Source organism: Bacillus sp. MT94, from assembly GCF_058792475.1.
In genome coordinates this window covers 341,599-366,625 of the sequence record NZ_JBXAEZ010000004.1, presented here as the reverse complement: position 1 = coordinate 366,625, position 25,027 = coordinate 341,599, and the positions used below count along the sequence as shown (strand labels likewise).

The window sequence follows — 25,027 nt, the reverse complement described above, 5'->3', positions numbered from 1 at the left end:
AGAATTCGGGTGTAACCTGATTTTGAATATCGAGGAGGAAAAAACGGGAATGTTTGCGCGAGATATCGGAATTGACCTAGGTACGGCTAACGTATTAATTCATGTTAAAGGTAAGGGTATTGTATTAAATGAGCCATCTGTTGTGGCCATTGATCGTAATAGTGGTAAAGTATTAGCAGTCGGTGAAGAAGCGAGAAGTATGGTGGGACGTACGCCTGGTAATATTGTAGCAATTCGTCCACTTAAAGATGGTGTAATCGCAGATTTCGAAATTACAGAAGCAATGTTAAAGTATTTCATTAACAAATTGGACGTAAAGAGCTTCTTTTCAAAACCTCGTATTTTAATTTGTTGTCCAACAAATATTACATCAGTAGAACAAAAAGCAATTCGTGAAGCTGCTGAACGTTCAGGTGGTAAAACAGTATTTTTAGAAGAAGAACCAAAAGTAGCCGCAGTTGGTGCTGGTATGGAAATCTTCCAACCAAGCGGTAACATGGTTGTTGATATTGGTGGAGGTACAACAGATATCGCTGTACTATCTATGGGTGATATTGTTACCTCTTCCTCTATCAAAATGGCTGGCGATAAGTTTGATATGGAGATCTTAAACTATATTAAACGTAAGTATAAGCTATTAATCGGAGAACGTACTTCAGAAGATATTAAAATTAAAGTTGGTACAGTATTCCCAGGTGCACGTAGCGAAGAACTTGAAATTCGCGGACGTGACATGGTAACAGGCTTACCACGTACAATTACAGTATGCTCTGAAGAAATTACAGAAGCATTAAAAGAAAATGCAGCTGTTATTGTACAAGCTGCAAAAGGCGTATTAGAGCGCACACCACCAGAATTATCTGCAGATATCATCGATCGCGGTGTTATTCTAACAGGCGGTGGAGCTTTATTACACGGTATTGATATGCTTCTAGCAGAAGAACTAAAAGTACCAGTATTAATTGCTGAAAACCCAATGCACTGCGTTGCGGTTGGTACAGGTATTATGTTAGAGAATATCGACAGATTACCAAAGCGTGCTCTGAGATAATTTGAAAGAACTAAGGCTAATGCCTTAGTTCTTTTTTTCGTTTTTATATTTTTTTATTTTGTTTTTTTGCGAAAATGGAAGGAAAATAGAGAAATATGAAGGAAACAGGTAAAATATTCATATATATGGTTAAATTTAATATTTCCTTAATTGAAAACGTTTATAATATAATGAGTCGAATACGACATTAAGGCAAATAATGTTTCAATACATATTGCCTTTCCCTAATTTGGGCATACACTCTTTTCCACCTCCGTGTCAGTTGCAAAAATGTGCAACTATTTTAATGGAATAGAGTGTGTGCATTTTTTTTAAGGAAGTTGTGCTAAATATAAAATGTTACTTTGTAATGACAAACAATAAACAAAATGGGATAATAGCAATATGTCCAAGTGGTAAGACCAATATTACAAAAGGGGCGATTGTTACATGCTAAATATAGAACAAATTAAAGAAATCATTCCTCACCGCTATCCATTTTTACTTGTTGATAAAATATTAGAAGTAGATGAAGGCAAAAGAGCGGTTGGGATTAAAAATGTATCCGCAAACGAAGAATTCTTTAACGGACATTTCCCTGACTATGCAGTTATGCCTGGTGTACTTATTGTAGAAGCATTAGCACAAGTCGGAGCAGTTGCAGTATTAAAGAAAGAAGAAAACCGCGGAAGACTTGCTTTCTTTGCAGGTATCGACAATTGCCGTTTCAAAAAACAAGTACGCCCAGGTGATCAGCTTCGTCTAGAAGTAGAAATGACACGCGTACGCGGCCCGATTGGAAAAGGAAAAGCAATCGCAACAGTAGATGGTGAAGTTGCATGTGAGGCAGAAATTACATTTGCGATTGGTGATAAAAAAGAATAGATAGTACTAAAAAATCTCCTTGTAAAAAGACAAGGAGATTTTTTTAATTTCTGCTATATAACGATGAAACGATAATATACAAACTAATCAGAAAATTACTTGTAAATAGATGGCAATTACCATATACTTACTTTATTGTTTATCTAGAAAACAGGATAAGTGATAAAGGTAATAAAGAAATAAGGGCATTGTCATATTGTTAAGGTACTTAAATAAGACAAAGTAGAATGTTATTGATTATGATGAAATGTGGGGAAATCAGCAAGAATATTAATTAGACGTATGAAATCGAGCATAAGAGAGAGAAAAGGGAAATGTCGCATTTCACAAAAGGAGATTATGAATATGTTCGGGAGAAAGAAAAGAAAACCATTACGACAATTAATTACACATAAAGAGCCTAAATCGCGTATTACAGAACAATACCGTAACATTCGTACAAACATTGAGTTTACATCTGTAGATAATCATGTTCGTTCTATTATTGTTACTTCAGCAGATCCAGGTGATGGGAAAACAACAACAATCGCAAACTTAGCAGTTGTTTTCGGACAACAAGGAAAGAAAGTTTTATTAATTGGAGCTGACTTGCGTAAGCCGACGATACAAAACTTATTTGCCATTCATAGTTCAAATGGGTTAACGAACTTATTATCAGGACAAGCAAAACTTATGCAATGCATTCAAAAAACAGATATAGAGAACGTATACTTAATGGCAGCAGGTCCAATCCCTCCAAACCCAGCAGAACTATTAGGGAGCCGGGCAATGGACGAGTCGTTGCTAGAAGCATATAACATGTTTGATATTATATTAATCGACACGCCACCTGTCCTTGCGGTTACAGATGCACAAATACTTGCGAATAAATGTGATGGAATCGTACTCGTTGTACGAAGTGAAAAGACGGAAAAAGATAAAATCGTAAAAGCGAAACAAATATTAGATAAAGCATCAGGCAAACTACTAGGTGTTGTTTTGAACGATAAAAGAGAAGAAAAAGAACAGTATGGTTATTACTAAAATAGGAAAAAGCCAACAAGGAAATACTTGTTGGCTTTTTCCTCATTTTGAAATTTATTTCTCAAGTTACATAGCATAAAAAACATGATAAAATAAAAACTTTGGAAAATGATTGGAATGTGTTGTCATATTTAAGATTATTTTGTAAGATTAAACTTGTTTCTTGTGAACAAATATAGAACTGAATTATTAAAAATAAAAAATGTAAGATTTATATGTTATAATTTTTCCTATGTGTAAATTTTAGAAAGTTGGAGGAACCTATGGAAGAAACAATTAGTTTAAAAGAGTTATTTCATATCTTAAAAAAACGTTTAGCAATGATCCTCGTAATCGCCTTTGGTGCAGCTATTGTAAGTGCTATCATTAGCTTTTTCTTCATGACACCAATCTATCAATCTTCGACGCAAATTCTTGTTAACCAGAAGAAACAAGAGGGTGCAATGTTCCAAGCTGGTGAAATTCAAACGAATATTCAATTAACGAATACATATAAGGTTATTATTAAAAGTCCAGTAATCTTAGAACAAGTGAATGAAAAATTAAATTTAAATATGACATCTCAAGCGCTAACAGGAAAGATTAATGTTGCGAATGAAAAGGATTCACAAGTAATCTCTGTAACAGCTGAGGATAAAGATCCAAAACTAGCTCGTGATATTGCGAATGCAACTGCAGATGTATTTAAAGGTGAAGTTGCAAAAATTATGAACGTTGATAACGTAACAGTGCTATCTAAAGCAGAAGTTGCAGAAAATCAATCTCCAATTAAACCACGTCCAATGTTAAATGTGGCAATTGCTTTCGTTGTTGGTTTAATGGCTTCAGTTGGTCTTGCATTCTTACTAGAGTACTTAGATAACACAGTGAAAAAAGAAGAAGATGTGGAAAACTTACTTGGCTTACCAGTATTAGGAATTGTAGCTCGTATGGATGAAGAAACAATGAACGTGAAATCACACGCTCCATCATCAAGAAAAGTGAGGGGACAAACAATTGGCTCTTAATTTATTTAAAAAGAAAAAGAATCATCGTCAACGTCGTCAATTAATTGCTCATCAACAGCCGAAATCACCAATTTCAGAACAATATCGTAATATTCGAACGAATATTGAATTTGCAGCTATTGATACGAATTTACATTCATTAATGGTCACGTCTGCAAACCCAAGTGAAGGGAAAACGACAACGACAGCGAATATGGCTGTTGTGTTTGCTCAACAAGGAAAAAAAGTATTATTAATTGATGCAGATATGCGTAAACCAGCAATGCATCAAATGTTCCAAGTAGACAATATTTTTGGACTAACGAATGTATTAACAAATAGTGAACGTTTAGAGAAATGTGTGCAAACAACACTAGTTGATAATCTACACTTTTTAGCTTGTGGTCCAATCCCCCCAAACCCAGCTGAATTGTTAGGTTCAAAATCAATGAAAGAACTTCTTGGACAAGCATACAGCATGTACGATCTAGTTATTTTTGATATGCCACCAATTTTAGCTGTTACCGACGCGCAAATTATGGCAAATGTATGTGATGCTTCTATTCTTGTTGTTCGTAGTGAATCAACAGAAAAAGAAACAGCAGTAAAAGCAAAAGGATTGTTAGAATCGGCTAAAGGTAAATTGTTGGGCGTTGTTCTGAACGATCGTGAACGTGAAGAAGGCTTATATTATTATTACGGTGCAAACTAATTAAAAGAGTGAGATATGGTAGAAACATATCTCCTTTTTTCCCTTGAATATGAGCGATATCTCATATTCAAGGGAAAAAAGATCTTTATAGGAGAGAGGGAGGATGAAACAAATGATAGATTTACATTGTCACATTTTACCTGGTATCGATGATGGTGCACAGACAGTCACCGATAGTTTAGCGATGGCACAGCAAGCAGTGTCAGAAGGAATACATACAATTGTCGCAACGCCGCACCATCAAAATGGAAAATATGTAAATGAACGTACCTCAATTATTCATCATGTAAACCAACTAAATAATGAACTACAACAACATAATATTCCACTTACCATTTTACCTGGGCAAGAAGTCAGATTATATGGTGATTTATTAGAAGACTATGAAGCTGGTAAAATCGTTACTTTAAATGAAACAAATAAATATATATTCATTGAATTTCCATCGAATCACGTACCACGTTATGCCGAACAATTATTATACGAATTACGTGTAAAGGGAATGATTCCAATTATTGTTCACCCAGAACGTAATGCCGAGTTAATCGAGCGGCCAGATAAGTTATATAACATTGTAAATAAAGGTGCATTAACACAAGTAACAGCAGGTAGTTTGCTTGGGAAATTTGGTAAAAAGATTAAAAAATTCTCATTACAGCTTGTGGAACATAATTTAACACATATGATCGCATCAGATGCACATAACACGACATCAAGAGGATTTCATTTAGCAGAAAGCTATGAACTAATTGAGAAAGAATTTGGAATGAATGTTATGAGCGATTTGAAAGAGAATCCGTACTTATTAATTAGCGGCAAAGCAATTTATAAAGAAGATCCAGAACAAATTCGTCGTAAAAAATTGTTCGGTATTTTTTAAATAAAGAATTGGTGATGTCTCCTAACCGTTATCAATGGGGGCACTCGGTCGTGCTGTGGGTAGAAATTTTTATTTCGAACCTACCTTAGACGCTTGTCGTCGGGAGTATGACGTGAGGATGGGTTAGATGCCCATAGTTTATTTATGTTAGAAACTCTACTTATGGAGTTGTAAAGACGACCCTATAAGTAGGGTTTTTGTTATTGTTACATATGGATATAATAATGTATTTGGGGGTACTAGATTTGAAAAAAGTAAGAAAAGCAATTATTCCAGCTGCGGGACTGGGGACAAGGTTTTTACCAGCAACGAAAGCGATGCCAAAAGAAATGTTACCTATCGTTGATAAACCAACAATTCAATACATAGTAGAAGAAGCGATAGAATCAGGAATTGAAGATATTATTATTGTTACTGGAAAAGGTAAACGTGCCATTGAAGATCATTTTGATCATTCCTTCGAATTAGAACAAAACCTTTTAGAAAAAGGTAAGTATGAAATGCTTGAAAAGGTACAAGCTTCTTCAAAAATTAACATTCATTACATAAGACAAAAGGAACCAAAAGGTTTAGGACACGCAGTATGGTGTGCACGTAAATTTATTGGAAATGAACCATTTGCGGTATTACTTGGTGATGATATTGTGCAAGCAGAAACGCCATGTTTGCGTCAATTAATGGATCAATATGAAGATACACAGTCGTCAGTTATTGGTGTACAAACAGTACCTGAAAATGAAACACATCGTTACGGTATTATCGATCCTGTTGAACAAAGCGATCGCCGTTATCAAGTGCGTCAATTTGTTGAAAAACCAGCAGAAGGTACGGCACCATCAAATTTAGCAATTATGGGACGTTACATATTAACACCAGAAATCTTTATGCTCCTTGAAGATCAACAAACAGGTGCTGGTGGGGAAATTCAATTGACAGATGCAATTCAACGTTTAAATGAAATTCAGCGTGTGTTTGCTTATGATTTTGAAGGAACTCGTTATGATGTTGGGGAGAAGTTTGGGTTTATTAAGACGACGATTGAAATGGCACTTCAAAATGAAGAGTTAAATGAAGAGTTGATGAAGTATATGAAGGAACTTGTAAAAAAGGAAGAGGTACATTCATAAGAGAATGTCCTTTTTTATTATGGATAAGAATTATATAAAGAAGGGAACAGGTATATTGAGTTATCGAAGACGGCTCTCATTATTGATTTTATTAGATTCATTTATCGTATTAACTGCCGTGTATTTAAGTTATTGGTTTATACATCCAAATGTATTAAACAAAATTCCTATGACAGTAGTTATTAGTTCTATTACATTATTGTGTAGTCATCATGTTTTTGCAGCTATTTATAAGTTGTATAACAAGGCGTGGGAATATGCAAGTATTGGAGAATTAAAACAAATATTTAAAGCAATTACGTTATCAATTTTAGTAACAGCAATTGTTCAACAAATTATTAATCACGATATTTATGTTCGAATTTTAGCAATCGCATGGATGCTACATTTACTATTAATCGGCGGTTCTCGCTTCGTATGGCGTATGTTCCGTGATACGTATATTACAAAAGCTACTGATAAAAAACGAACATTAATTATCGGTGCTGGTTCAGCAGGAACGATGGTAGTACGTCAATTACAACATAATAAAGAAGCAGATTTATATCCAATTGCGTTTGTTGATGACGATAGGAATAAGCAAAAATTGGAAATTTATAATGTGCCGGTTGTTGGTACAACAAATCACATTCAAGAAATTGTAGAAGATAATGATATAGAACATATTATTATCGCAATCCCTTCATTAAATAGAGGGCAAATAAATGAAATCTTTGAGAAGTGTAGAAAAACGAAGGCAAAAACGCAAATTGTACCGATGCTTGAAGATCTTTTAGATGGAAAAGTTTCTGTAAATGAATTCCGTGATGTACAAGTGGAAGATTTATTAGGAAGAGAACCAATCAAATTGGATGATGCAGGAATTGGGGAAAAGATTAATGGTAAAACAATTTTAGTAACAGGTGCTGGTGGATCAATTGGATCAGAAATTTGTCGTCAAGTAATGAAATACAAACCAGCTAAAATTGTCCTTCTAGGACATGGTGAAAACAGCATTTATAATATCGAAATGGAAATGAGAGTTACATATAAAGAAGCGGTTGAAATTACAACAGAAATTGCTGATATTCAAGATCGTCATAAAATCTTTGAAATAATGAAAAAGCATCAACCGTATATCGTGTATCATGCAGCTGCACATAAGCATGTTCCTTTAATGGAGCGTAATCCAGAAGAAGCTGTTAAAAATAATATTTTTGGTACGAAAAATGTAGCTGAAGCGGCAGATACGTTTAAAGTGAATACATTTGTTATGGTTTCTACAGATAAAGCTGTAAATCCGACAAATGTAATGGGAGCTACAAAACGATTTGCAGAAATGATTGTGCAGCATATGGCATCTGTTAGTACGAATACACGTTTTGTTGCTGTTAGGTTCGGTAATGTCCTTGGGAGTAGGGGAAGTGTAATTCCTCTGTTTAAGAAACAAATTCAGAAAGGTGGACCTGTAACAGTTACTCACCCTGATATGATTCGTTACTTTATGACAATACCTGAGGCCTCGAGATTAGTTATTCAAGCTGGTACGCTAGCTAGAGGTGGAGAATTATTTGTTCTCGATATGGGAGATCCAGTGAAGATTGTTGATTTAGCCAAAAATCTTATTACACTTTCGGGTTATTCTGTTGAGGAAATTGGAATCGAATTTACTGGATTAAGACCAGGAGAGAAAATGTATGAAGAGCTATTAAATGAAGGGGAGATTCACCCTGAACAAATATTCCCTAAGATTCACATTGGAAAGGCAGTTTTAATGGATCAAGATATCTTAATGCAGTTTATGGATGATTTTGAAAAGATGAGTAGGAAGGATATTAGAGATAGATTATTAAGAATTGCTAATGATTCTTTGGAAAGTCAATTTAACTGACATTCCTAGATAGAAAGTGATGTATTTTTAGCTATAAAGATTATTGCTTAGTTTATATTTGGGAAAATATAAACTAAATTTATTTAATGAGTTTATAAACATAGGAAGGAGATGGAACGATGATATATACAAAATATATAAAAAGATTCTTAGATATATTGTTTGCATTATTATTACTACCTATTATTCTTATCGTTACATTAGTATGTGCAGTATGTATAAAGATTGAGGACGGAGGACCTATTTTTTATTTTGGCGAAAGACTGGGGAGAAATAAGGTAACTTTTAAGATGTTTAAATTACGTTCTATGAAGGTAAATGCACCAGATTTACGTAATGAAGATGGTTCAACATTTAATTCAGAGGATGATCCGAGATTGACACGTATAGGTAAGATGCTTAGAAAGACTAGCTTGGATGAGTTACCACAGTTATTTAATGTATTAAAAGGTGATATGAGTTTTATCGGCCCAAGACCAGATTTACCAGAACACCTTAATTATTACGATGAAGAAGAAGGAAGAAAGCTCGATGTCCTTCCAGGAATTAGTGGGTATAATCAAGCATATTATAGAAATTCAACTGAGTGGAAGCAGAGGTTAAAGCACGATGTTTATTATGTAGATAATATTTCTTTTATACTCGATTTAAAAATAGGATTTAAAACTGTTACAGGAATAGTAATGCGCAAAGGAATCTATTCAAATGTAGGTGATGTAAATGTTAAAAGGGAAAATAAATAGTATAGAAAGCATATATAATGAAACATATGAAGCTTTTAAACTAAGTTGGGATACAGAGTATTTTGGAATGTCATCAGCTAGGGTAATATTGAAGGATGCAATTTTGAATGAAGAAGAACTATCGATATTTTTAGATAGTTATAATTTTATAACTATTACTAACTTGAATAATAATCCCAAAAATAATCAATGGCTAGGGAAATATAAAAATGCCTTTCTTGTGGATGTTAATATTCAATTTGTTAAACGTGTATCGAACAAGTCAGCAGATAAAGGGGATATTACGGAAGTCCATGAGGACTATCCTTATAATGAAAGTATTATAAAGATAGCTCAAGAGGCATTTAAACATTCTAGATTTTTTAATGATGAATTTCTTCCTTTGAATAAGGCAAGGGATGTATATAAACATTGGGTGGAAAGTGCTTTTAATAAATTGGGACGTTATTTTGTTACAGTTAAAAGAAATGGAAAAATTGCTGGGTTCTTACTTTTTTCAATAAATGATATTAATTCTTTTGCCACTATTGAGCTAATTGCAGTTGATATGGAATTTAGAGGAGAAAAAATTGGGAAAACTTTAATAAGTGGAATGGAAAAATATTTAGCTGGTAATAATATTGAGCTTATAAAAGTAGGTACACAGGTTAATAACATTAGTGCTATAAATTTTTATAATAGTTACGGTTTTAAAAATACAAATTGTAGTTCTGTTTATCATTATTGGCCAAAAAAATAAAAAATGGTTAGGATGTTGAAAATGTCAAATGATTTATGCCTTGATAGAAGAGAAAAATTCTTAGCGTATTGTTTACCTGATATTACGGAATCAGAGATTAGTGAGGTTATTAATGCTTTAGAATCTGGTTGGTTAGCAAAAGGACCTCGTACCATTGAATTTGAGAAGCGCTTTGCTGAATATGTGGGAGCAAAGTATGCGGTGGGAATGAATTCTTGCACCGCTGCGTTACATATTGCGCTTCTGGCTGCAGGTGTTGGGCCTGGGGACGAAGTTATAACTACCCCTATGACCTTTGCAGCCTCTGCTAATACTATTATCCACACAGGTGCAACTCCTGTTTTTGTTGATATTGATCCAGAAACTGGTTGTATCGATCCAGATAAAATTGAAGAGAAAATAACCTCTAAAACGAAGGCAATTGTACCGGTTCATTATGCAGGACAGGCTTGTGAACTAGATAGAATTTATGAAATAGCAAATAAGCATAATTTATTTGTATCTGAGGATGCAGCACACGCCATTTATACACGTTATAAAGGGAAACGGATTGGAAATTCCCCTCAAGGAGCTGTAGCGTATAGTTTCTATGCTACAAAAAATCTTGCTACAGGAGAGGGAGGTATGCTTGTTACGGATGACGAAGAAATTGCTAATAAAGCACGTATATTAGTTACTCATGGAATGAGTAAGAACGCTTGGAATAGATATGCTAAAGGTGGTTCTTGGATGTATGATATAGAAGAACCTGGTTATAAATACAATATGTTTGATCTTCAAGCTGCGTTAGGAATTATACAGTTAGATAGACTTGAGGGAATGCAGAATCGTCGTGAACAGATTGCGGAAAAATATAATGAGGCATTTAAAGAGATAGCTACTATTGAACTACCAAAGGTTACAGAAGGAACTACAACTCACGCATGGCATCTTTACATGATTAAAATAGTCCCAGAAAAACTCAAAATCGACCGTAATCAATTTATCATAGAGTTAAATGAGCGTAATATAGGTACTAGTGTACACTTTATTCCGGTACATTTAATGACCGCCTATCGTAATCGATTTGGATATAAAAATGGTGAATTCCCAAGTGCGGAAAAGTGGTTTGACAGAATTATATCATTACCACTATATCCTACTATGAATGATAGTGATGTTAATGATGTTATAAAGGCTGTTAAAGATATTATAGAATTATACGGGGTGTGACTTTTTTGAAAAAAGCATTATTAGTATCAACAGTAAGTAGGCAATTTACTCTATTTGATCAAGATAATATAAATATATTACAAGAACTAGGATATGAGGTGCATTGTGCAGCTAATTTTAATGATGCCACTATAGCACTAGATAAACTTAATATTATTAGACACCATATCGATATTCAAAGGTCTCCATTTTCATTAGTAAATATTAAAGCTGGATATCAATTAATGAAGTTAATGAGGAAGGGGAATTTTGATTTAGTACATTGCCATGCCCCTATGGGTGGCTTATTGGGAAGAATATGTGCAATGTTAACAAAGACAAAACCAGTTTTGTATACAGCACATGGATTTCATTTTTATCAGGGTGCACCCACTATTAATAATTTAGTCTACAAAGGTATTGAACGTTTTGCCGCTTCTTGTACAGATGGTTTATTAACTATGAATGAAGAGGATTACAATGCAGCTAAACGTTTTCGTCTTCGAAAAGAGGGTAGAGTGTATTATATACCTGGTGTGGGTGTTGATACCGTAGCTATAAATGAGGTAAAAGTAGAACGTTCTTTAAAAAGGAAAGAAATTAATGTTCCAGAAGATGCATTTCTAATGTTATCAATTGGGGAGTTAATAGAAAGAAAAAATCATAAGCAGGCAATAAAGGTTTTAGCAGAGCTAAAGAAGGAAGGATATGACCAGATTTATTATGCAATCTGCGGACGAGGTGCATTAATAGATGAACTAAGAGAGTTATGCGATAGGTCAGGTGTTGCGGATCGTGTAATATTTTTAGGGTATCGTACTGATATTACAGAAATCTTAAAAGTATCAGATTTATTTGTTTTTACTTCCTTTCAAGAAGGCTTACCTAAATCAGTTATGGAAGCGATGGCGGCAGGTTTGCCAATTGTCGCTACCAAGATAAGAGGTAATATTGATTTAATAGATAATGGTAAGAATGGTTTCCTAGTAGAGTGTAACGATTTAAAAGGAACAGAAGAGGCAATAAAGAAAATATATTTAGATAAAGAAGCTCAAATGGCTTTTTCAAAAAATAGTTTAAATAAAATTAAAGAGCATGATACTAAGGTAGTAAAAGATATTATGTTGCGAATTTATAGTGATTTTGAAATTAATGGTTAAATTAAGGTGGATCTAGAGGTGAAGAAGAATTGAGGATAGTTTTTTTAAGGTCCAATCCAGTTAATCCTGATCCAAGAGTGGAAAAAGAAGTAAACACTCTAATAGGTTTAGGACACAAGGCAAGTATACTAGCTTGGAATAGAACAGTTAATAAAGATGAGGACTTGAAAAATGGGGAGTTACATCTTCAAAACGGCTCGGTACCGATTCGTTATTTTAATATTAAGGCAACATTTGGGGGTGGGATAAAAAATATATTCTCACTCATTTTATTTCTTATTTGTCAGATTGTATGGTTGATTAAACATCGTAAGAATTATGATGTTATACATGCTTGTGATTTTGATACGGTAATACCGGCGTATATTTGTGCAAGGTTGTTTCGTAAGAAGTATGTATATGACATCTTTGACTATTATGTAGAGGCATATCATGTACCCTCGTTCTTAAAAAATACAGTTGAAAAATTGGATATATGTATGATAAATAATTCTAATGCAGTAATTATTGCTAATGAAAATCGATTACAGCAGATAGCAAAAAGTACGCCAGAAAATTTATATATAGTCCATAATTCTCCAGACGTTAAATTTAACTTGTCAGTAGAAACAGATGTTATTATAAAACCATCTAATAGGCTTAAATTTGTATATGTAGGTATCCTTGGAAAGGGCAGGATGCTTGAGGAGATAATCGATATGTTTGGACATCATCCTGAGTGGGAATTACATATAGGCGGATTCGGAGAATTAGAATCTTATGTAATAGATAGAGCGCATGAAAATGCCAACATATTCTTTTATGGGAAAATTCCTTATGCAAAAACTTTAAAGTTAGAATCGGAGTGTGATGTACTATTTGCCGTCTATGATCCTAGTGTACCAAATCATAGATATTCATCCCCTAATAAACTTTATGAAGCATTGATGCTTGGAAAGCCAATAATTGTTGCAGAAGGAACTGGTATAGATGAGTTAGTTAAACAAAATGATATAGGTAAGGTCGTAAAATATAATAAATTCTCTTTTGAACAAGCGTGTGAACAAATAGAAAGAGAATTTGCTAAGAAGGAAGAAATAGCTCGAAAAGCAAGAATACTATATGAGAACGAATACTCGTGGGATATAATGGAAAAACGTTTGGGTGATTTGTACGATAATCTCTAAAGAGATTATAAGGAGTTAAAATTGAGCTTTTTAGATGAATATATTTAAAAACTTTTGAGGTGTTTTTTGTGAATATACTATTAGTAACTACATGCTATCCGCCTATTAATGTTTCAGGAAGTATTAGAGCTCTATATTATGCCAATTATATGTTAGAACTTGGCCATAATGTTAGCGTACTTACAGTAGATGTACCAAGTGATATGTCTAATTATGATGAAACTTTATTTAATAAGATTAGTAAGGGAATAGATGTTACAAGATGTGATATGGGTTTTTTATACAAAAAGTTTTATGCGAAAAAGAGTAGTGATGAAAAGGTAAGTTTTGTGAAAAGTGAAAAAAATACAAGTGATTCTGCTACAAGACTAAAAAAGTTAATTAAGGACAATGTGGCTATACCTGATAGTTATTATATGTGGTCTAAAAATGCTGTGAGGAAAGGAAAAGAGATTATAGTTAAAAAAAACATTGATTATGTCTTATCAATGCATGAGACACCATCTTCTCATTTGGTAGCATATAGACTTAAGAAAAACTTTCCTCAGTTGAAATGGGTTGCGTATTGGAGTGATCCATGGGTAACAGATCCCAACAGACAGGATTATAGTGTATTTAGAAAATATATTGAGGGTAGGTTGGAAAAAAAGGTGGTTGAGACCGCAGACAAACATTTGTTCACAACTGAAAATACTCAAAAAGAATACATTAATAATTATAAATTAAAGACAGAAGACACTGATATTGTATATCGTGGATTTGATCCTAAAATGTATAAATTAAATGAGTCGGATAAAAAACCAAAGTATATTGACAATTATAAATTGAATATTATACATGCTGGGGAAATTTTCACTAAACTTAGGGACATTAATCCTTTCATTGAATCTATAGCATATTTACAGGAACATCATAAGGATATATATAAGAAAATAAATGTTATATTTTTAGGCGGGATAGATAATTTTGAAAGAGTTAGTAGTAAAATTAATAAATTAGACTGTATTCAAATATTGCCTCGTACAGGTTTTGAAGAAGCGATCAAATATATTAATTATAGTCAATTATTATTATTATTTGGTAATAAAGGGAGTAATCAAATACCTGGAAAAGCATATGATTATTTAGGAGCTAATAAGTGTATTTTAACGATTTTAGGAGATGCAAATGACCCTGTAAGAGCTATGATGAATCATGCAAAGAGTGGTCCAATACTCCTAAACAAAGAAGAAGAAATCACAAAAACACTTTTAAATTTATATGCTATTTATCAAAGTGATAAAAATCTCAGTGGAATTTTGAGTAAAAGTAATTCAAAATTTGAATGGAAAAATGTTGTTGAAGATTTGTTAAAAAAAATTTCTGGGTAAAGTTAATGAAATAGATTGGATGTTAGGAATTTATGTGGAAATTAATAGGAACGGTCTTTTGTATCATACTGATTATAGTAATAGTAGTATTTGAAGCTAGAAGGCCTAAAAAAAATATAAATAATCGTTTTGATTTATTATCGGGTATCAATGTAATTTATGTGTTTTGTTATGGAATTATACCCATATGCCTTCTGAATTTAGATTTTAGCATGTTATCTAATCATATTTTAGATAGTTTAGATATGGAAAAAGAAAATTTTTTATTTGCTTCTGTTTTAAGTATTATAGGCTATGTTTCAATTTTAGTTGGATATTATTATAAGAATATTGTATGTAAATTAACTAGGAAACCTATAAAATACAATGATTCCTTATATAATCAATCTAAATCTTATAATGTATCTAAATTTTCAATGGTAGTTTTTACAATTTTGATTTTTGCAATTGGTTCTATCAGCCTTATTCAATATGTGAATAATCTTGGTGGATTTTCACAAGCCATTAGAGTGGCGGAAGTACTGAGAATGTACACAGATACAAATAAATTTTCTAATCCCTATGCTGTAATGTTAATGCCCTTAATTATAGCGAGTTGTACCATGTTTTATGTATTAAATAAATTAGAGCATAGTCTTTTAGCTAAGATAATATATCAGACGATGTTCATTGTTACGTTTACTATGTCTATATACTATTATTTACTAAATGCAGGAAGGTTACCTTTATTTATTTTTTTATCAAGCTTCATAATATTAGGTTACATAATGAAAGAGAAAAAAAGTATAAAAGCAAACTTATCGATAATTATCGTAGTTCTACTTGGAGTTTTTATCTTGCAAAATTTAGATGATTTATTTTCTTATTTAGCATTTGATACGGTTAACAAAGAAGATGCTTCCGCGCTAGATAAATTCAAGAAAAATATACTCGAATTCTCTTTTCCATATGTTAACTTGGTTAAAGTTCATAGTTTTACTTATCCAGATGGAACATTTAGGTATTTTGTGGATTATTTTACATGGCTGGTTAATATCATACCGACATCAATATTAAATGTTTTTGGGGCAGATAAAGTAATGAGCTCACATCTTTTAAATACAGCCAATTATAATTTAGTTAATATTGCTGGAATTCCTGTTGATTTAGTTTCTTTAGGCTATTATCAATTTTCAGTCCCAGGTGTAGTTATTACCTGTAGTTTATTTGGAGTTATTGCTACTTCATTAGAGGATTTTCTGCAGAAATTTACTCATCCAGCATTTATGTTGATTAAAATTAGAATAATGTATTTGTGTATATTTTGTGTAATGTATGCAGATCCAGATGTTATAGCTAGAGGAAGATTAGATGTAACAATAATAATTTTATTCTTAGTATTATTTTCAAGAGTTAGTTCAAATAAAGAAAAGAATGGAAAGTTTATTAAGCGATAAACTAGGTAACTAAGAGGAAGACAGAGGAGAATTAATATGGATAATGGATTTAAAAGTATAATATTATTTGTGAGTAAGGCATTTACAGTTATGGTTAATATAGTATCTATGATGATTATATCCAGATTCTTACCTTTGGAAATGTATTCGAATTATAGAGAGATTAATACAGTACTAACATTAGTTATTTCTGTCGCTTCTCTTGGATTACCTTCTTCTATACTTTATTTTATGTCTTCGAATAAAAGACATGTATATTTACCTAATTTTTTTATGGCCATGTTGTTTATATTAATGTTATTACTACCCATTTCTATAATCTCATTGTTTTATTTTAATTATAACTTTAATACTTTTTTATTTACCGATTATTGGGTCTTTTTTATCTTGCTATTTTTATTTAGTTTTGTTGGAGCATGTATAGAAAACTTGTTTATTGCATTTAATACTTTTAAATTACTATTAATCAACTCGCTTATTCCAAACTTGGTATTTATATGTAGTTTGTTTTATACTTGCTATTATAAACAAACCTTAGTTTCGTTATTACTATGCCTAATATCGAGAGAATTCATAAGAATTCTTATATTGTTATATTTCGCTAAAGTTATAAAAGTGGAATTGAAGCACTTTAGTATGGAAAAGACCATGAAAATACTTACTTTTGGTATACCTATTGGTGCAGCAGCTTTAATTGGTGCTATAAATACTAATTTGGATAAATTAATTATTGGGAAGTTTTTCACAGAAAAAGAATTCGCTGTTATTGCTACTGCTTCATATGAGATACCAATTCTAGGTTTGATTGGAGTATCATTGTTTAATATATTAATTCCATCTTTAAAGGATAAGTATGATAATAACAGATATTCAGAGTTAATTGAGTTATGGTATAGGGCTGGAAAAGTAATGATAACAGTAGTTATTCCTATTGTAGTGGCATTGATAGTCTTTGCCAATGAGATTGTAACACTGATTTTTTCTAGCAAGTATATAGATGCGGTAAACTTATTTAGGGTATATCAAGTAAATGCTCTATCCAGAATTTATTATTACGGTTCATTATTTTTAGCATTAGGATTAAGTCGCCTATATACAAGGAATGCTATAATAAATTTAATTAATAATCTTATATTGAATATTGTGTGTATCAAAGTATTTGGAATGAAAGGTGCTGCAGTAGCAAATGTAATTAGTGCTCAACTCTTAATTTTTATTCAAACGTCACAGCTAAAGAAAGTATTAAAGGTAAAAAGTACAGAGCTATTTCCAATTATTGAGTTTATAAAAGGAACAGTATTGACGTTTATGATTACTATATGTATATACGTAATCTATAAATATATATTTGATTTTAATATATACATCGGCTTAGTATTTATGATTATTGCTATGGTATTATCGATTCTGATGTTGAGTAAGGTCATCACAAATGAAATACTAATTTACCTAAATATGAAATTGAATTTGAGGGATAAGTTATATGGGTTATTTAAAAAAGACTCTAAAAAGATGGTTAACAAAGAGTAGCTTTTGTAATGATTATTTTAAAATTGTAGATAATAAAATTCCAGTTACATTTAAGCAATTTATTTTCTTTAAAGTATTTAATAAAAATAAAAGAGTATATTGGCCGGTTCATAAAAATTCTATAGTTTATGGTAATGTTACAGTTGGTATCAATAGCTCTGTTGGAGCTACTCCTGGTTGTTATATACAGGGAATGGGTGAGATAGTTATAGGGAATTATACACTCTTGGCTCCTAATGTAGGTATTATAAGTTCTAACCATGCTATGAGTGATTATAGAAAGCATAAGAAAAGTAAAGTTGTTATAGGTAATTATTGCTGGATTGGTATGAATTCTGTAATATTACCTGGCGTTATTCTAGGAGATCATACTATAGTTGGGGCTGGCGCAGTTGTTACAAAGAGTTTCGAAGAGGGAAGTTGTATAATTGGAGGAAATCCTGCCAGGGTAATAAGAAAATTAAGTAAAGAGGAAATCATAGATTATAGGGATGAACATGAATTTTACGGTTTTATTCCTAAAGAAAAGTTTGAAGAATATAAGCAAAGAAATGTGACAGTTACTAATTAAAATAAGGAATTAAAGGTGATGTTAGTATGAATAAAAAGATTTGTGTTATTGGGCTAGGATATATTGGGTTACCTACTTCGGCTATATTTGCAAAAGCTGGATATAATGTTATGGGGATAGATGTTAACCCTACTACTGTAGAAATGATCAATAAGGGGAAAATACACATTGAAGAGATTGGTCTAGGTGAACTGGTAGAGGAAGTGGTGAAAGAAGGAAAACTTAAGGCTAGTATGGAACCAGCCTGTGCAGATGCCTATATTATTGCTGTTCCAACTCCACATAATAATGATAATACAGCGAATCTAGATTATGTAGTGGAAGCAATAAATTCTATTTTACCATTTCTAACAAAAGGAAATGTTGTTATTGTAGAATCGACTATCCCTCCAAGGACTATTGATGATATAGTTGCGCCAATTTTACAAGCGCAGGGTTGGGTGATTGGTGAGGATATCTATTTAGCTCATTGTCCAGAACGTGTTCTACCTGGTCGTATTTTAATAGAGCTTGTGGAGAACACTAGAATAGTAGGAGGAATTAATCAAAAATCAACTGAAAAAGCAGTGGAACTATATAAAGGCTTTGTAAAAGGGAAAATTATTGAAACTAATGCGTTGACAGCGGAGATGTCCAAACTTATGGAAAATACATTCAGGGATGTAAATATTGCGTTGGCAAATGAGTTAGTAAAGATTTCTGAAAGGCTTGGTGTTAATGCTTTAGATGTAATTAATTTAGCTAATCATCACCCACGTGTTAATTTGCACTTCCCTGGCCCGGGTGTGGGAGGACATTGTCTGGCAGTAGACCCATATTTTATCATTGAAAAGGCTCCTGAACAGTCAATTTTAATTTCAGATGCTAGGAAAATCAATAATTCAATGCCGTATTTTGTAATAGAACAACTTCAAAAAATAGTTCCAAATAAGGATGCTAAGATTGCTGTATTGGGTATTACTTACAAAGGAAATATTGATGATGTTCGTGAAAGCCCAGCTATGGATATTGTAAGCTTATTGCAAGAACAAGGTTACAAGGTAAATGTTCATGATCCTCATGTGAAACAGGAACAAGTTGAGTTTAAATTACATAGCTTTGAGGACTCAATAGGAGATGCAGAATGTATTTTAGTATTGACCGATCATAGTGAATTTAAGAATTTGAATGAAATTAGTATTTTAAAAGAAATGAAGAACCCGGTAATTTTCGATACACGTAATTGTACAGATGTAAAAGATATAAATATCCGATACTATAATTTTAATAATTTACATTCTGTAGAAGTATTACAGCCAGTTCAGGTATAGGCCATAGATAATATATAGTTTATAATTTTTGTTTTAACTTTTTATATTTTTCAGGTGGGCTTTGTAGAAAGAAGGGTAGAAGATGAAAAGGAAAATCATATTTGGGATATTGGGAATAATAGGAGTAATGATTATAGGTGGCGGAGTATATGCCTATAATGTGTACTCAAAAGTCTCAAAAACATTAGATGAAGTTCATAAACCATTAAAGCGTGATGAAGGTAATAAACAAGAAGAGAAAATCAGTAAATCAGCACCAGTTTCAATCCTATTATTAGGGGCTGATGAACGCGGTGAAGACAAAGGACGTTCAGATTCTTTAATGGTCATCACATTAAACCCCAAAAATAATTCAATGAAAACAGTAAGTATCCCTCGTGATACATATACAGAAATCGTTGGAAAAGGGAAAAGTGATAAAATCAACCATGCGTATGCATTTGGTGGTGTAGATATGTCTGTCGCAACGGTAGAAAAATTCTTAAATGTACCTATCAATTACTATATTGAAGTGAATATGGAAGGATTTAAAGATATCGTAGATGCAGTAGGCGGTGTAGATGTTAATAATGATTTGGAATTTTCACTTGATGGGCAGCATTTCCAAAAAGGAAGTATTCATCTAACGGGTGACCAAGCGCTAGCATATACGCGTATGCGCTATGAGGATCCAAGAGGTGACTTCGGACGTCAAATGCGTCAGCGCCAAGTGATGCAAGCTGTTATTAAGAAAGGCGCAACTTTCTCTTCTTTAACAAGTTATGGTGATGTGTTAACAGCAATTCAAAAAAATGTGAAGACAAACTTAACGCAAGATCAAATGTTTGATATGCAAAAGAATTATAAAAATTGTCTGGAAAACAGTGAAGATATTCAAATCCCAGGCGACGGTCACAAAGCCGCTGATGGTATTTGGTACTACTATGTCCCAGAGGCAGCAAAACAAGATTTAACGAATAAGTTAAGAGCGCATCTTGAAGTGACTAAATAATATGTAATAACCCAACTCCTTTGGAAGGAGTTGGGTTTATTTTTGCATGGATTTATATTAGTATTATATATTGTGAGATTAATAGATGAGGTGAATCGATGAATAAGAAAGCGGTACTTGTCCTTGTTATTTTTGTATTGTTTGTCGCTTCGATTGTGAGCGGTAAATTGTACTGGAATAAGAAGATTGCGAATGCAACAGGACAAACGGGTGAAGTAACGAAAACAAAGGCTGAAGTGAAAGATAGCGGGGCAAAGAAAGAAGAGAAGAAAGAAGAGAAGAAAGAAGAGAAAAAACAAGATGCGAAGTCATCTTTTAATGAGGCATATGCGAAGAACTTGCCAGATGCAGTGAAAGAGAAGTTAAAGAAAGGTGCCCAGGATAAAAAGGCAGTAAACCTTATTATTGTTGGTGATGAAGCTTCTTCATCTGAAAAAGGTGCTTGGGCAGCTAAGTTAACGACTAATTTAGAAACTGCTTACGGTAAAGGTTTATGGAATGTGACTGTAAAGGAATATAAGGGTGAAAGCACAGAAGAGCTAATCGCAAATAAGCGTGATAAAGAGATTGCGAAAGAGAATCCAGATGTGATTTTATTTGAGCCACCATTTATTACTGATAACGGTAAAACTGGTAATGGAAACTCTGTAGCAAATACACAGAAGTTCGTTCAAGCACTTTCTACTAGTGCAAAGGGTGCTACGATTATGATTCAACCATCAAATCCAGTGTATGGTGCGAAAAATTATCCGAAAGCGATTGAAGCGTTAAAACAATTTGCAACGCAAAATAATTATACATATATTGATCATTGGGGAGCATGGCCAGATGCATCGACAAAGGCTATCCTACCATATTTAAAAGAAGAGTTTGGTTTCCCAACTGCTAAAGGTTATGAAGTTTGGGCACAATATGTAACTGATTATTTTGTAGCTAAGTAATGAAGGAGAGATAAAAGGTGTACGAGTTCTCGTATACCTTGTCCTTTTATAATTAAGAGATTTGAAAATAGTAGGAGGAAAACAATGAACTCAATCCTAATCTGCGGCGGAGCCGGGTACATCGGTTCTCACGCTGTGAAAAAATTAGTAGACGAAGGTTTATCTGTAGTAGTAGTAGATAACTTACAAACTGGTCATGAAGATGCAATTACGGAAGGCGCGAAGTTTTATAATGGCGACCTTCGTGATAAAGCATTTTTAAGAGATGTTTTTACACAAGAAAATATTGAGGCTGTTATGCATTTTGCAGCTGATTCTTTAGTTGGAGTTAGTATGGAAAAGCCTCTTCAATATTATAATAACAATGTGTATGGTGCACTTTGTTTATTAGAGGTAATGGATGAGTTTAAGGTAGATAAGTTCATTTTCTCTTCTACTGCGGCAACGTATGGTGAGGTAGATGTGGATCTTATTACTGAGGAAACGATGACAAATCCTACGAATACGTACGGAGAGACGAAGTTAGCAATCGAGAAGATGCTTCATTGGTATAGCCAAGCTTCTAATTTACGTTATAAGATTTTCAGATACTTTAACGTGGCTGGTGCAACTCCAAATGGTATTATTGGGGAAGATCACCGTCCAGAAACACATTTAATTCCTCTTGTGCTGCAAGTGGCTTTAGGTCAACGTGAGAAGATTATGATGTTTGGTGATGATTATAATACACCAGACGGTACTTGTATCCGTGATTATATTCATGTTGAAGATTTAGTAGCGGCTCATTTCTTAGGGCTTAAAGACTTGCAGAACGGCGGAGAGAGTGATTTCTATAACTTAGGAAATGGCAATGGTTTCAGTGTAAAAGAAATCGTTGATGCAGTTCGAGAAGTTACAAATCATGAAATTCCTGCTGAGGTAGCACCGCGCCGTGCGGGCGATCCAGCACGTTTAGTTGCTTCTTCTAAGAAAGCGAAAGAGAAGCTAGGATGGGATCCTAAGTATGTAAATGTTAAGACAATCATTGAACATGCTTGGAATTGGCATCAAAAGCAACCGAATGGATATGCTAAATAAATATAATAAGTGAAAGAGAGGGTATCGTCGACAAAATATGTTCGACAATACCCTCTCTTTTTTTGTACGATTTTTGCTATACTAAACTGTACTATAATACATGATGGAAGGAGGAGAATGATGAAAATACTTGTGGTTGATGATGAATCGAGTATTCGTAATTTGATTCGGATGCAGTTGGAGATGGAAGGTTATGAAGTATTGGCAGCGGCTGATGGGCGAGAAGCTTTAGAGCGATGGAATGAAGGGCCGGATGTATTGATTTTGGATGTTATGCTTCCGGATACGGATGGGTATGAGTTGCTTCGTTTGTTCCGTGAGAGGGATAGGGATATTCCGGTGCTTATGTTAACGGCAAAGAGTCAGATGAATGATAAGTTGCTTGGCTTGCAGCTTGGTGCTGATGATTATGTGACGAAGCCGTTTAATTATGCGGAGCTTATTCTTCGGGTTAAGAATATGGCGCGGCGTGTAAAGAAGACGGAGGTAGCTGTAAGTCATGAAGTAATTGAGGCTGGAGAGATAGTGATTTGTCCCAAGGAAAGAAAGGTACATGTGAGTGGAAAAGAGATTCAGTTAACGTACCGAGAGTTTAATTTATGTCAGTTGTTTGTTTCAAATCCGCAGCGTGTGTTTATGAGGGATGAGTTGCTTGAGAAAGTATGGGGATTTGAGTATATCGGAAATACGAGAGCAGTTGATATTATGGTGCAGAGACTTCGCAAGAAGCTTGGGACGAGCGGAGAATATATTAAGACAATTTATGGCGTTGGCTATAAACTGGATTGTTAAGTGGTGATGGTATGTCTTTAAAGCGAAATATGGTGTTCGGAATAGTTGGGCTGTTAATTCCGATTTTTGTTCTTTTATATGCAGTTGTTTATATTACGTTAGAAAAGAATATGTATCATAACGCAGCAGATTCTTTAGAAAAGTTAAGTGTAGAAGCACAAATTTACACGATGAATTATTTAGAGAAGGAAGCAGAAGTGGATACGCTTGGTCCTAATTCACTTTTAATTGCGTCGTATTTAGCGAAGCGTATGGATGTCCGTGTACAGATGATCGGGAAGAATGGCGATGTTGTTGCAGATACACAAAAAGGAGCATTGCTTCACCGTAACATCGACATTGAGAGTTCCTTGAAGGGAAAGAAGTCTTATGTTTTTGAGGAGGCGGATCCCGCTCCCATTCTTTTGTTTTCAAGCCCGGTTTATTATGGAAACGATGTCATTGGAAGTATTCGTTTTATAAATGAGTTAACGGGTGAGAAGGAAGTTTTAACAAATGTGAGCTGGACTTTCTTAATGACGTCTCTTTGCCTAGTAGCTACCGGTATTTTCTTTGCGATTCGTTTGGCGAAGTCTCTTCATAAACCAATTGATCAGTTGAGACAAATGGCACAGCGGCTCGCGAATGGTGATTATAAGAGTAAGATTGAGTTAAATGAGTACGTGGAAATCGCTCAGCTTTCAGCATCTTTTAACGCGATGGCCGATGGAATTGAACTGCATATTAAGCAATTGCAGGAGGAGAAAGAGAAGCAGAAAGATTTCCTAGACCGCATTACGCATGAGCTAAAAACACCGCTAACGGCAATTATCGGTTATGTTGATTTAATTCCGAAGTTACAATCGAAAGAAGATGTACAGGAAAGTCTTCGTTATGTGGCGGTGGAAAGTGAGCGTTTATTATCACTTGTAGAGGAACTGCTTAAGTCTTCGAAATATGGGACGAGTACGTTTGAAGTGTCTCCTACAGTTGTGAATATAAAGGAATTGGCAGAAGAAGCAGTTTCAATTGTGAAACCTCGTCTAAATCAGTTTGAAATTGAAGTGATAAATGAGTTAACAGATGTACATGTTGTTGCAGATTTTGATAAGACGAAGCAAATTTTTTTAAATGTGCTTGATAATGCAATTAAGTACAGTGATGCTTCGCACATTCGTATGAATGTAATTGTAAATGAGCAGGAGGCGAAGGTTTTTGTTCATGATGATGGGATCGGTATAGATGAAGTGGTGCTTGCAGAGTGGAATGAGTCTCCGAAAGGAAAGGCACTTCCTTCTAGTTACGGGAATGGTTATGGTTTGTATATTTGTCAGGAGATTATGAATAAGCAGGGCGGAAGCATGCGGATTGAGAGTAGTGAAGAAATAGGTACTACAATATTCATTACATTTTTGCTTCCGAGAAGGATGGAAGACATAAAAAACTTGAAAGCGGTTAAATGATACATTTATGAAACAATTATGCGGTATTTTCGAAACAACGTTTTTTTATCTTGGA

At 33.6% G+C, this 25,027-nt stretch carries 23 protein-coding genes; all 23 read left to right on the top strand.

All coding sequences use genetic code 11. The features are described 5' to 3' along the window. The first annotated feature begins 49 nt into the window (after positions 1 to 49). The 23 genes from AC1Q51_RS17045 to AC1Q51_RS16935 all read left to right on the top strand — a co-directional run bounded on the left by AC1Q51_RS17045 (position 50) and on the right by AC1Q51_RS16935 (position 24,972). The gene (locus tag AC1Q51_RS17045) at positions 50 to 1,051 is read left to right on the top strand and encodes a rod shape-determining protein (protein ID WP_000457978.1); all 1,002 of its coding nucleotides are present in this window, start codon (positions 50 to 52) and stop codon (positions 1,049 to 1,051) included. Between the two features lie 429 nt (positions 1,052 to 1,480). Continuing rightward, positions 1,481 to 1,915 carry a 3-hydroxyacyl-ACP dehydratase FabZ gene (fabZ, locus tag AC1Q51_RS17040; RefSeq protein ID WP_000931959.1) on the top strand — a complete coding sequence of 145 codons (435 nt, stop codon included), beginning with the start codon at positions 1,481 to 1,483 and terminating at the stop codon, positions 1,913 to 1,915. A gap of 345 nt (positions 1,916 to 2,260) precedes the next feature. Continuing rightward, the gene (locus AC1Q51_RS17035) at positions 2,261 to 2,938 is read left to right on the top strand and encodes a CpsD/CapB family tyrosine-protein kinase (protein ID WP_353775123.1); all 678 of its coding nucleotides are present in this window, start codon (positions 2,261 to 2,263) and stop codon (positions 2,936 to 2,938) included. A 263-nt stretch (positions 2,939 to 3,201) separates the two neighbouring features. Continuing rightward, positions 3,202 to 3,945, top strand: coding sequence for a YveK family protein (locus AC1Q51_RS17030; protein ID WP_088349223.1), 744 nt, complete (start codon positions 3,202 to 3,204; stop codon positions 3,943 to 3,945). Continuing rightward, entirely contained in the window at positions 3,935 to 4,636 is a 702-nt protein-coding gene (locus AC1Q51_RS17025; protein WP_097877289.1) for a CpsD/CapB family tyrosine-protein kinase, read from the top strand. The genes AC1Q51_RS17030 and AC1Q51_RS17025 overlap by 11 nt, the downstream gene beginning before the upstream one ends. A gap of 112 nt (positions 4,637 to 4,748) precedes the next feature. Then, positions 4,749 to 5,516: a tyrosine-protein phosphatase gene (locus AC1Q51_RS17020; RefSeq protein ID WP_097913160.1), complete on the top strand. Its 768-nt coding sequence runs from the start codon at positions 4,749 to 4,751 to the stop codon at positions 5,514 to 5,516. A 245-nt stretch (positions 5,517 to 5,761) separates the two neighbouring features. Next, positions 5,762 to 6,643 carry a UTP--glucose-1-phosphate uridylyltransferase BpsC gene (bpsC, locus tag AC1Q51_RS17015; RefSeq protein WP_353773058.1) on the top strand — a complete coding sequence of 294 codons (882 nt, stop codon included), beginning with the start codon at positions 5,762 to 5,764 and terminating at the stop codon, positions 6,641 to 6,643. 55 nt (positions 6,644 to 6,698) lie between these two features. Beyond that, positions 6,699 to 8,513 (top strand): polysaccharide biosynthesis protein, encoded by a 1,815-nt coding sequence (locus AC1Q51_RS17010; protein ID WP_353773057.1) that lies wholly within the window; start codon positions 6,699 to 6,701, stop codon positions 8,511 to 8,513. A 122-nt stretch (positions 8,514 to 8,635) separates the two neighbouring features. Beyond that, positions 8,636 to 9,256: a sugar transferase gene (locus tag AC1Q51_RS17005; protein WP_200458748.1), complete on the top strand. Its 621-nt coding sequence runs from the start codon at positions 8,636 to 8,638 to the stop codon at positions 9,254 to 9,256. Next, the gene (locus tag AC1Q51_RS17000; RefSeq protein ID WP_458894903.1) at positions 9,234 to 9,995 is read left to right on the top strand and encodes a GNAT family N-acetyltransferase; all 762 of its coding nucleotides are present in this window, start codon (positions 9,234 to 9,236) and stop codon (positions 9,993 to 9,995) included. The genes AC1Q51_RS17005 and AC1Q51_RS17000 overlap by 23 nt, the downstream gene beginning before the upstream one ends. A 12-nt stretch (positions 9,996 to 10,007) precedes the next feature. Beyond that, a complete protein-coding gene (locus AC1Q51_RS16995; RefSeq protein WP_458894926.1) occupies positions 10,008 to 11,207 on the top strand; it encodes a DegT/DnrJ/EryC1/StrS family aminotransferase in 1,200 nt (399 codons plus the stop codon). 5 nt (positions 11,208 to 11,212) lie between these two features. Further along, positions 11,213 to 12,346 (top strand): glycosyltransferase family 4 protein, encoded by a 1,134-nt coding sequence (locus AC1Q51_RS16990; RefSeq protein WP_353775450.1) that lies wholly within the window; start codon positions 11,213 to 11,215, stop codon positions 12,344 to 12,346. 29 nt (positions 12,347 to 12,375) lie between these two features. Beyond that, positions 12,376 to 13,512 carry a glycosyltransferase family 4 protein gene (locus tag AC1Q51_RS16985; protein WP_353775448.1) on the top strand — a complete coding sequence of 379 codons (1,137 nt, stop codon included), beginning with the start codon at positions 12,376 to 12,378 and terminating at the stop codon, positions 13,510 to 13,512. Positions 13,513 to 13,580: 68 nt separating this feature from the next. Next, complete coding sequence (locus tag AC1Q51_RS16980) at positions 13,581 to 14,882, top strand: glycosyltransferase family protein (RefSeq protein WP_492331614.1); 1,302 nt, start codon at positions 13,581 to 13,583, stop codon at positions 14,880 to 14,882. Between the two features lie 32 nt (positions 14,883 to 14,914). Continuing rightward, positions 14,915 to 16,318: an O-antigen polymerase gene (locus AC1Q51_RS16975; RefSeq protein ID WP_458894901.1), complete on the top strand. Its 1,404-nt coding sequence runs from the start codon at positions 14,915 to 14,917 to the stop codon at positions 16,316 to 16,318. 36 nt (positions 16,319 to 16,354) lie between these two features. After that, complete coding sequence (locus tag AC1Q51_RS16970) at positions 16,355 to 17,848, top strand: lipopolysaccharide biosynthesis protein (RefSeq protein WP_458894900.1); 1,494 nt, start codon at positions 16,355 to 16,357, stop codon at positions 17,846 to 17,848. Continuing rightward, a complete protein-coding gene (locus AC1Q51_RS16965) occupies positions 17,802 to 18,419 on the top strand; it encodes an acyltransferase (RefSeq protein WP_492331613.1) in 618 nt (205 codons plus the stop codon). Before AC1Q51_RS16970 ends, AC1Q51_RS16965 begins: the two co-directional genes overlap by 47 nt. A 26-nt stretch (positions 18,420 to 18,445) precedes the next feature. Then, positions 18,446 to 19,729, top strand: a complete 1,284-nt coding sequence (locus AC1Q51_RS16960; RefSeq protein WP_353775462.1) for a nucleotide sugar dehydrogenase — start codon at positions 18,446 to 18,448, stop codon at positions 19,727 to 19,729. A gap of 82 nt (positions 19,730 to 19,811) precedes the next feature. After that, complete coding sequence (tagU, locus tag AC1Q51_RS16955) at positions 19,812 to 20,720, top strand: polyisoprenyl-teichoic acid--peptidoglycan teichoic acid transferase TagU (RefSeq protein ID WP_353773761.1); 909 nt, start codon at positions 19,812 to 19,814, stop codon at positions 20,718 to 20,720. 98 nt (positions 20,721 to 20,818) lie between these two features. After that, positions 20,819 to 21,661, top strand: coding sequence for an SGNH/GDSL hydrolase family protein (locus AC1Q51_RS16950; protein ID WP_492331612.1), 843 nt, complete (start codon positions 20,819 to 20,821; stop codon positions 21,659 to 21,661). 84 nt (positions 21,662 to 21,745) lie between these two features. Further along, a complete protein-coding gene (galE, locus tag AC1Q51_RS16945) occupies positions 21,746 to 22,738 on the top strand; it encodes a UDP-glucose 4-epimerase GalE (protein WP_078994063.1) in 993 nt (330 codons plus the stop codon). 120 nt (positions 22,739 to 22,858) lie between these two features. Then, entirely contained in the window at positions 22,859 to 23,530 is a 672-nt protein-coding gene (locus AC1Q51_RS16940) for a response regulator transcription factor (RefSeq protein WP_098835616.1), read from the top strand. Positions 23,531 to 23,541: 11 nt separating this feature from the next. Further along, on the top strand, positions 23,542 to 24,972 hold the full coding sequence (locus AC1Q51_RS16935) for a HAMP domain-containing sensor histidine kinase (protein WP_063549099.1): 1,431 nt from the start codon (positions 23,542 to 23,544) through the stop codon (positions 24,970 to 24,972). Positions 24,973 to 25,027 lie beyond the last annotated feature (55 nt).

What these genes read in the sequence shown, in the direction of transcription:
- AC1Q51_RS16935 (WP_063549099.1), top strand. Translation starts at nt 23,542, where the DNA reads ATGTCTTTAAAGCGAAATATGGTGTTCGGAATAGTTGGGCTGTTAATT.
- AC1Q51_RS16960 (WP_353775462.1), top strand. Translation starts at nt 18,446, where the DNA reads ATGAATAAAAAGATTTGTGTTATTGGGCTAGGATATATTGGGTTACCT.
- AC1Q51_RS17035 (WP_353775123.1), top strand. Translation starts at nt 2,261, where the DNA reads ATGTTCGGGAGAAAGAAAAGAAAACCATTACGACAATTAATTACACAT.
- tagU (WP_353773761.1), top strand. Translation starts at nt 19,812, where the DNA reads ATGAAAAGGAAAATCATATTTGGGATATTGGGAATAATAGGAGTAATG.
- AC1Q51_RS17030 (WP_088349223.1), top strand. Translation starts at nt 3,202, where the DNA reads ATGGAAGAAACAATTAGTTTAAAAGAGTTATTTCATATCTTAAAAAAA.
- AC1Q51_RS16950 (WP_492331612.1), top strand. Translation starts at nt 20,819, where the DNA reads ATGAATAAGAAAGCGGTACTTGTCCTTGTTATTTTTGTATTGTTTGTC.
- AC1Q51_RS16975 (WP_458894901.1), top strand. Translation starts at nt 14,915, where the DNA reads ATGTGGAAATTAATAGGAACGGTCTTTTGTATCATACTGATTATAGTA.
- AC1Q51_RS17045 (WP_000457978.1), top strand. Translation starts at nt 50, where the DNA reads ATGTTTGCGCGAGATATCGGAATTGACCTAGGTACGGCTAACGTATTA.
- AC1Q51_RS17020 (WP_097913160.1), top strand. Translation starts at nt 4,749, where the DNA reads ATGATAGATTTACATTGTCACATTTTACCTGGTATCGATGATGGTGCA.
- AC1Q51_RS17000 (WP_458894903.1), top strand. Translation starts at nt 9,234, where the DNA reads ATGTTAAAAGGGAAAATAAATAGTATAGAAAGCATATATAATGAAACA.
- fabZ (WP_000931959.1), top strand. Translation starts at nt 1,481, where the DNA reads ATGCTAAATATAGAACAAATTAAAGAAATCATTCCTCACCGCTATCCA.
- AC1Q51_RS16970 (WP_458894900.1), top strand. Translation starts at nt 16,355, where the DNA reads ATGGATAATGGATTTAAAAGTATAATATTATTTGTGAGTAAGGCATTT.
- galE (WP_078994063.1), top strand. Translation starts at nt 21,746, where the DNA reads ATGAACTCAATCCTAATCTGCGGCGGAGCCGGGTACATCGGTTCTCAC.
- AC1Q51_RS16940 (WP_098835616.1), top strand. Translation starts at nt 22,859, where the DNA reads ATGAAAATACTTGTGGTTGATGATGAATCGAGTATTCGTAATTTGATT.
- AC1Q51_RS16965 (WP_492331613.1), top strand. Translation starts at nt 17,802, where the DNA reads ATGGGTTATTTAAAAAAGACTCTAAAAAGATGGTTAACAAAGAGTAGC.
- AC1Q51_RS16995 (WP_458894926.1), top strand. Translation starts at nt 10,008, where the DNA reads ATGTTGAAAATGTCAAATGATTTATGCCTTGATAGAAGAGAAAAATTC.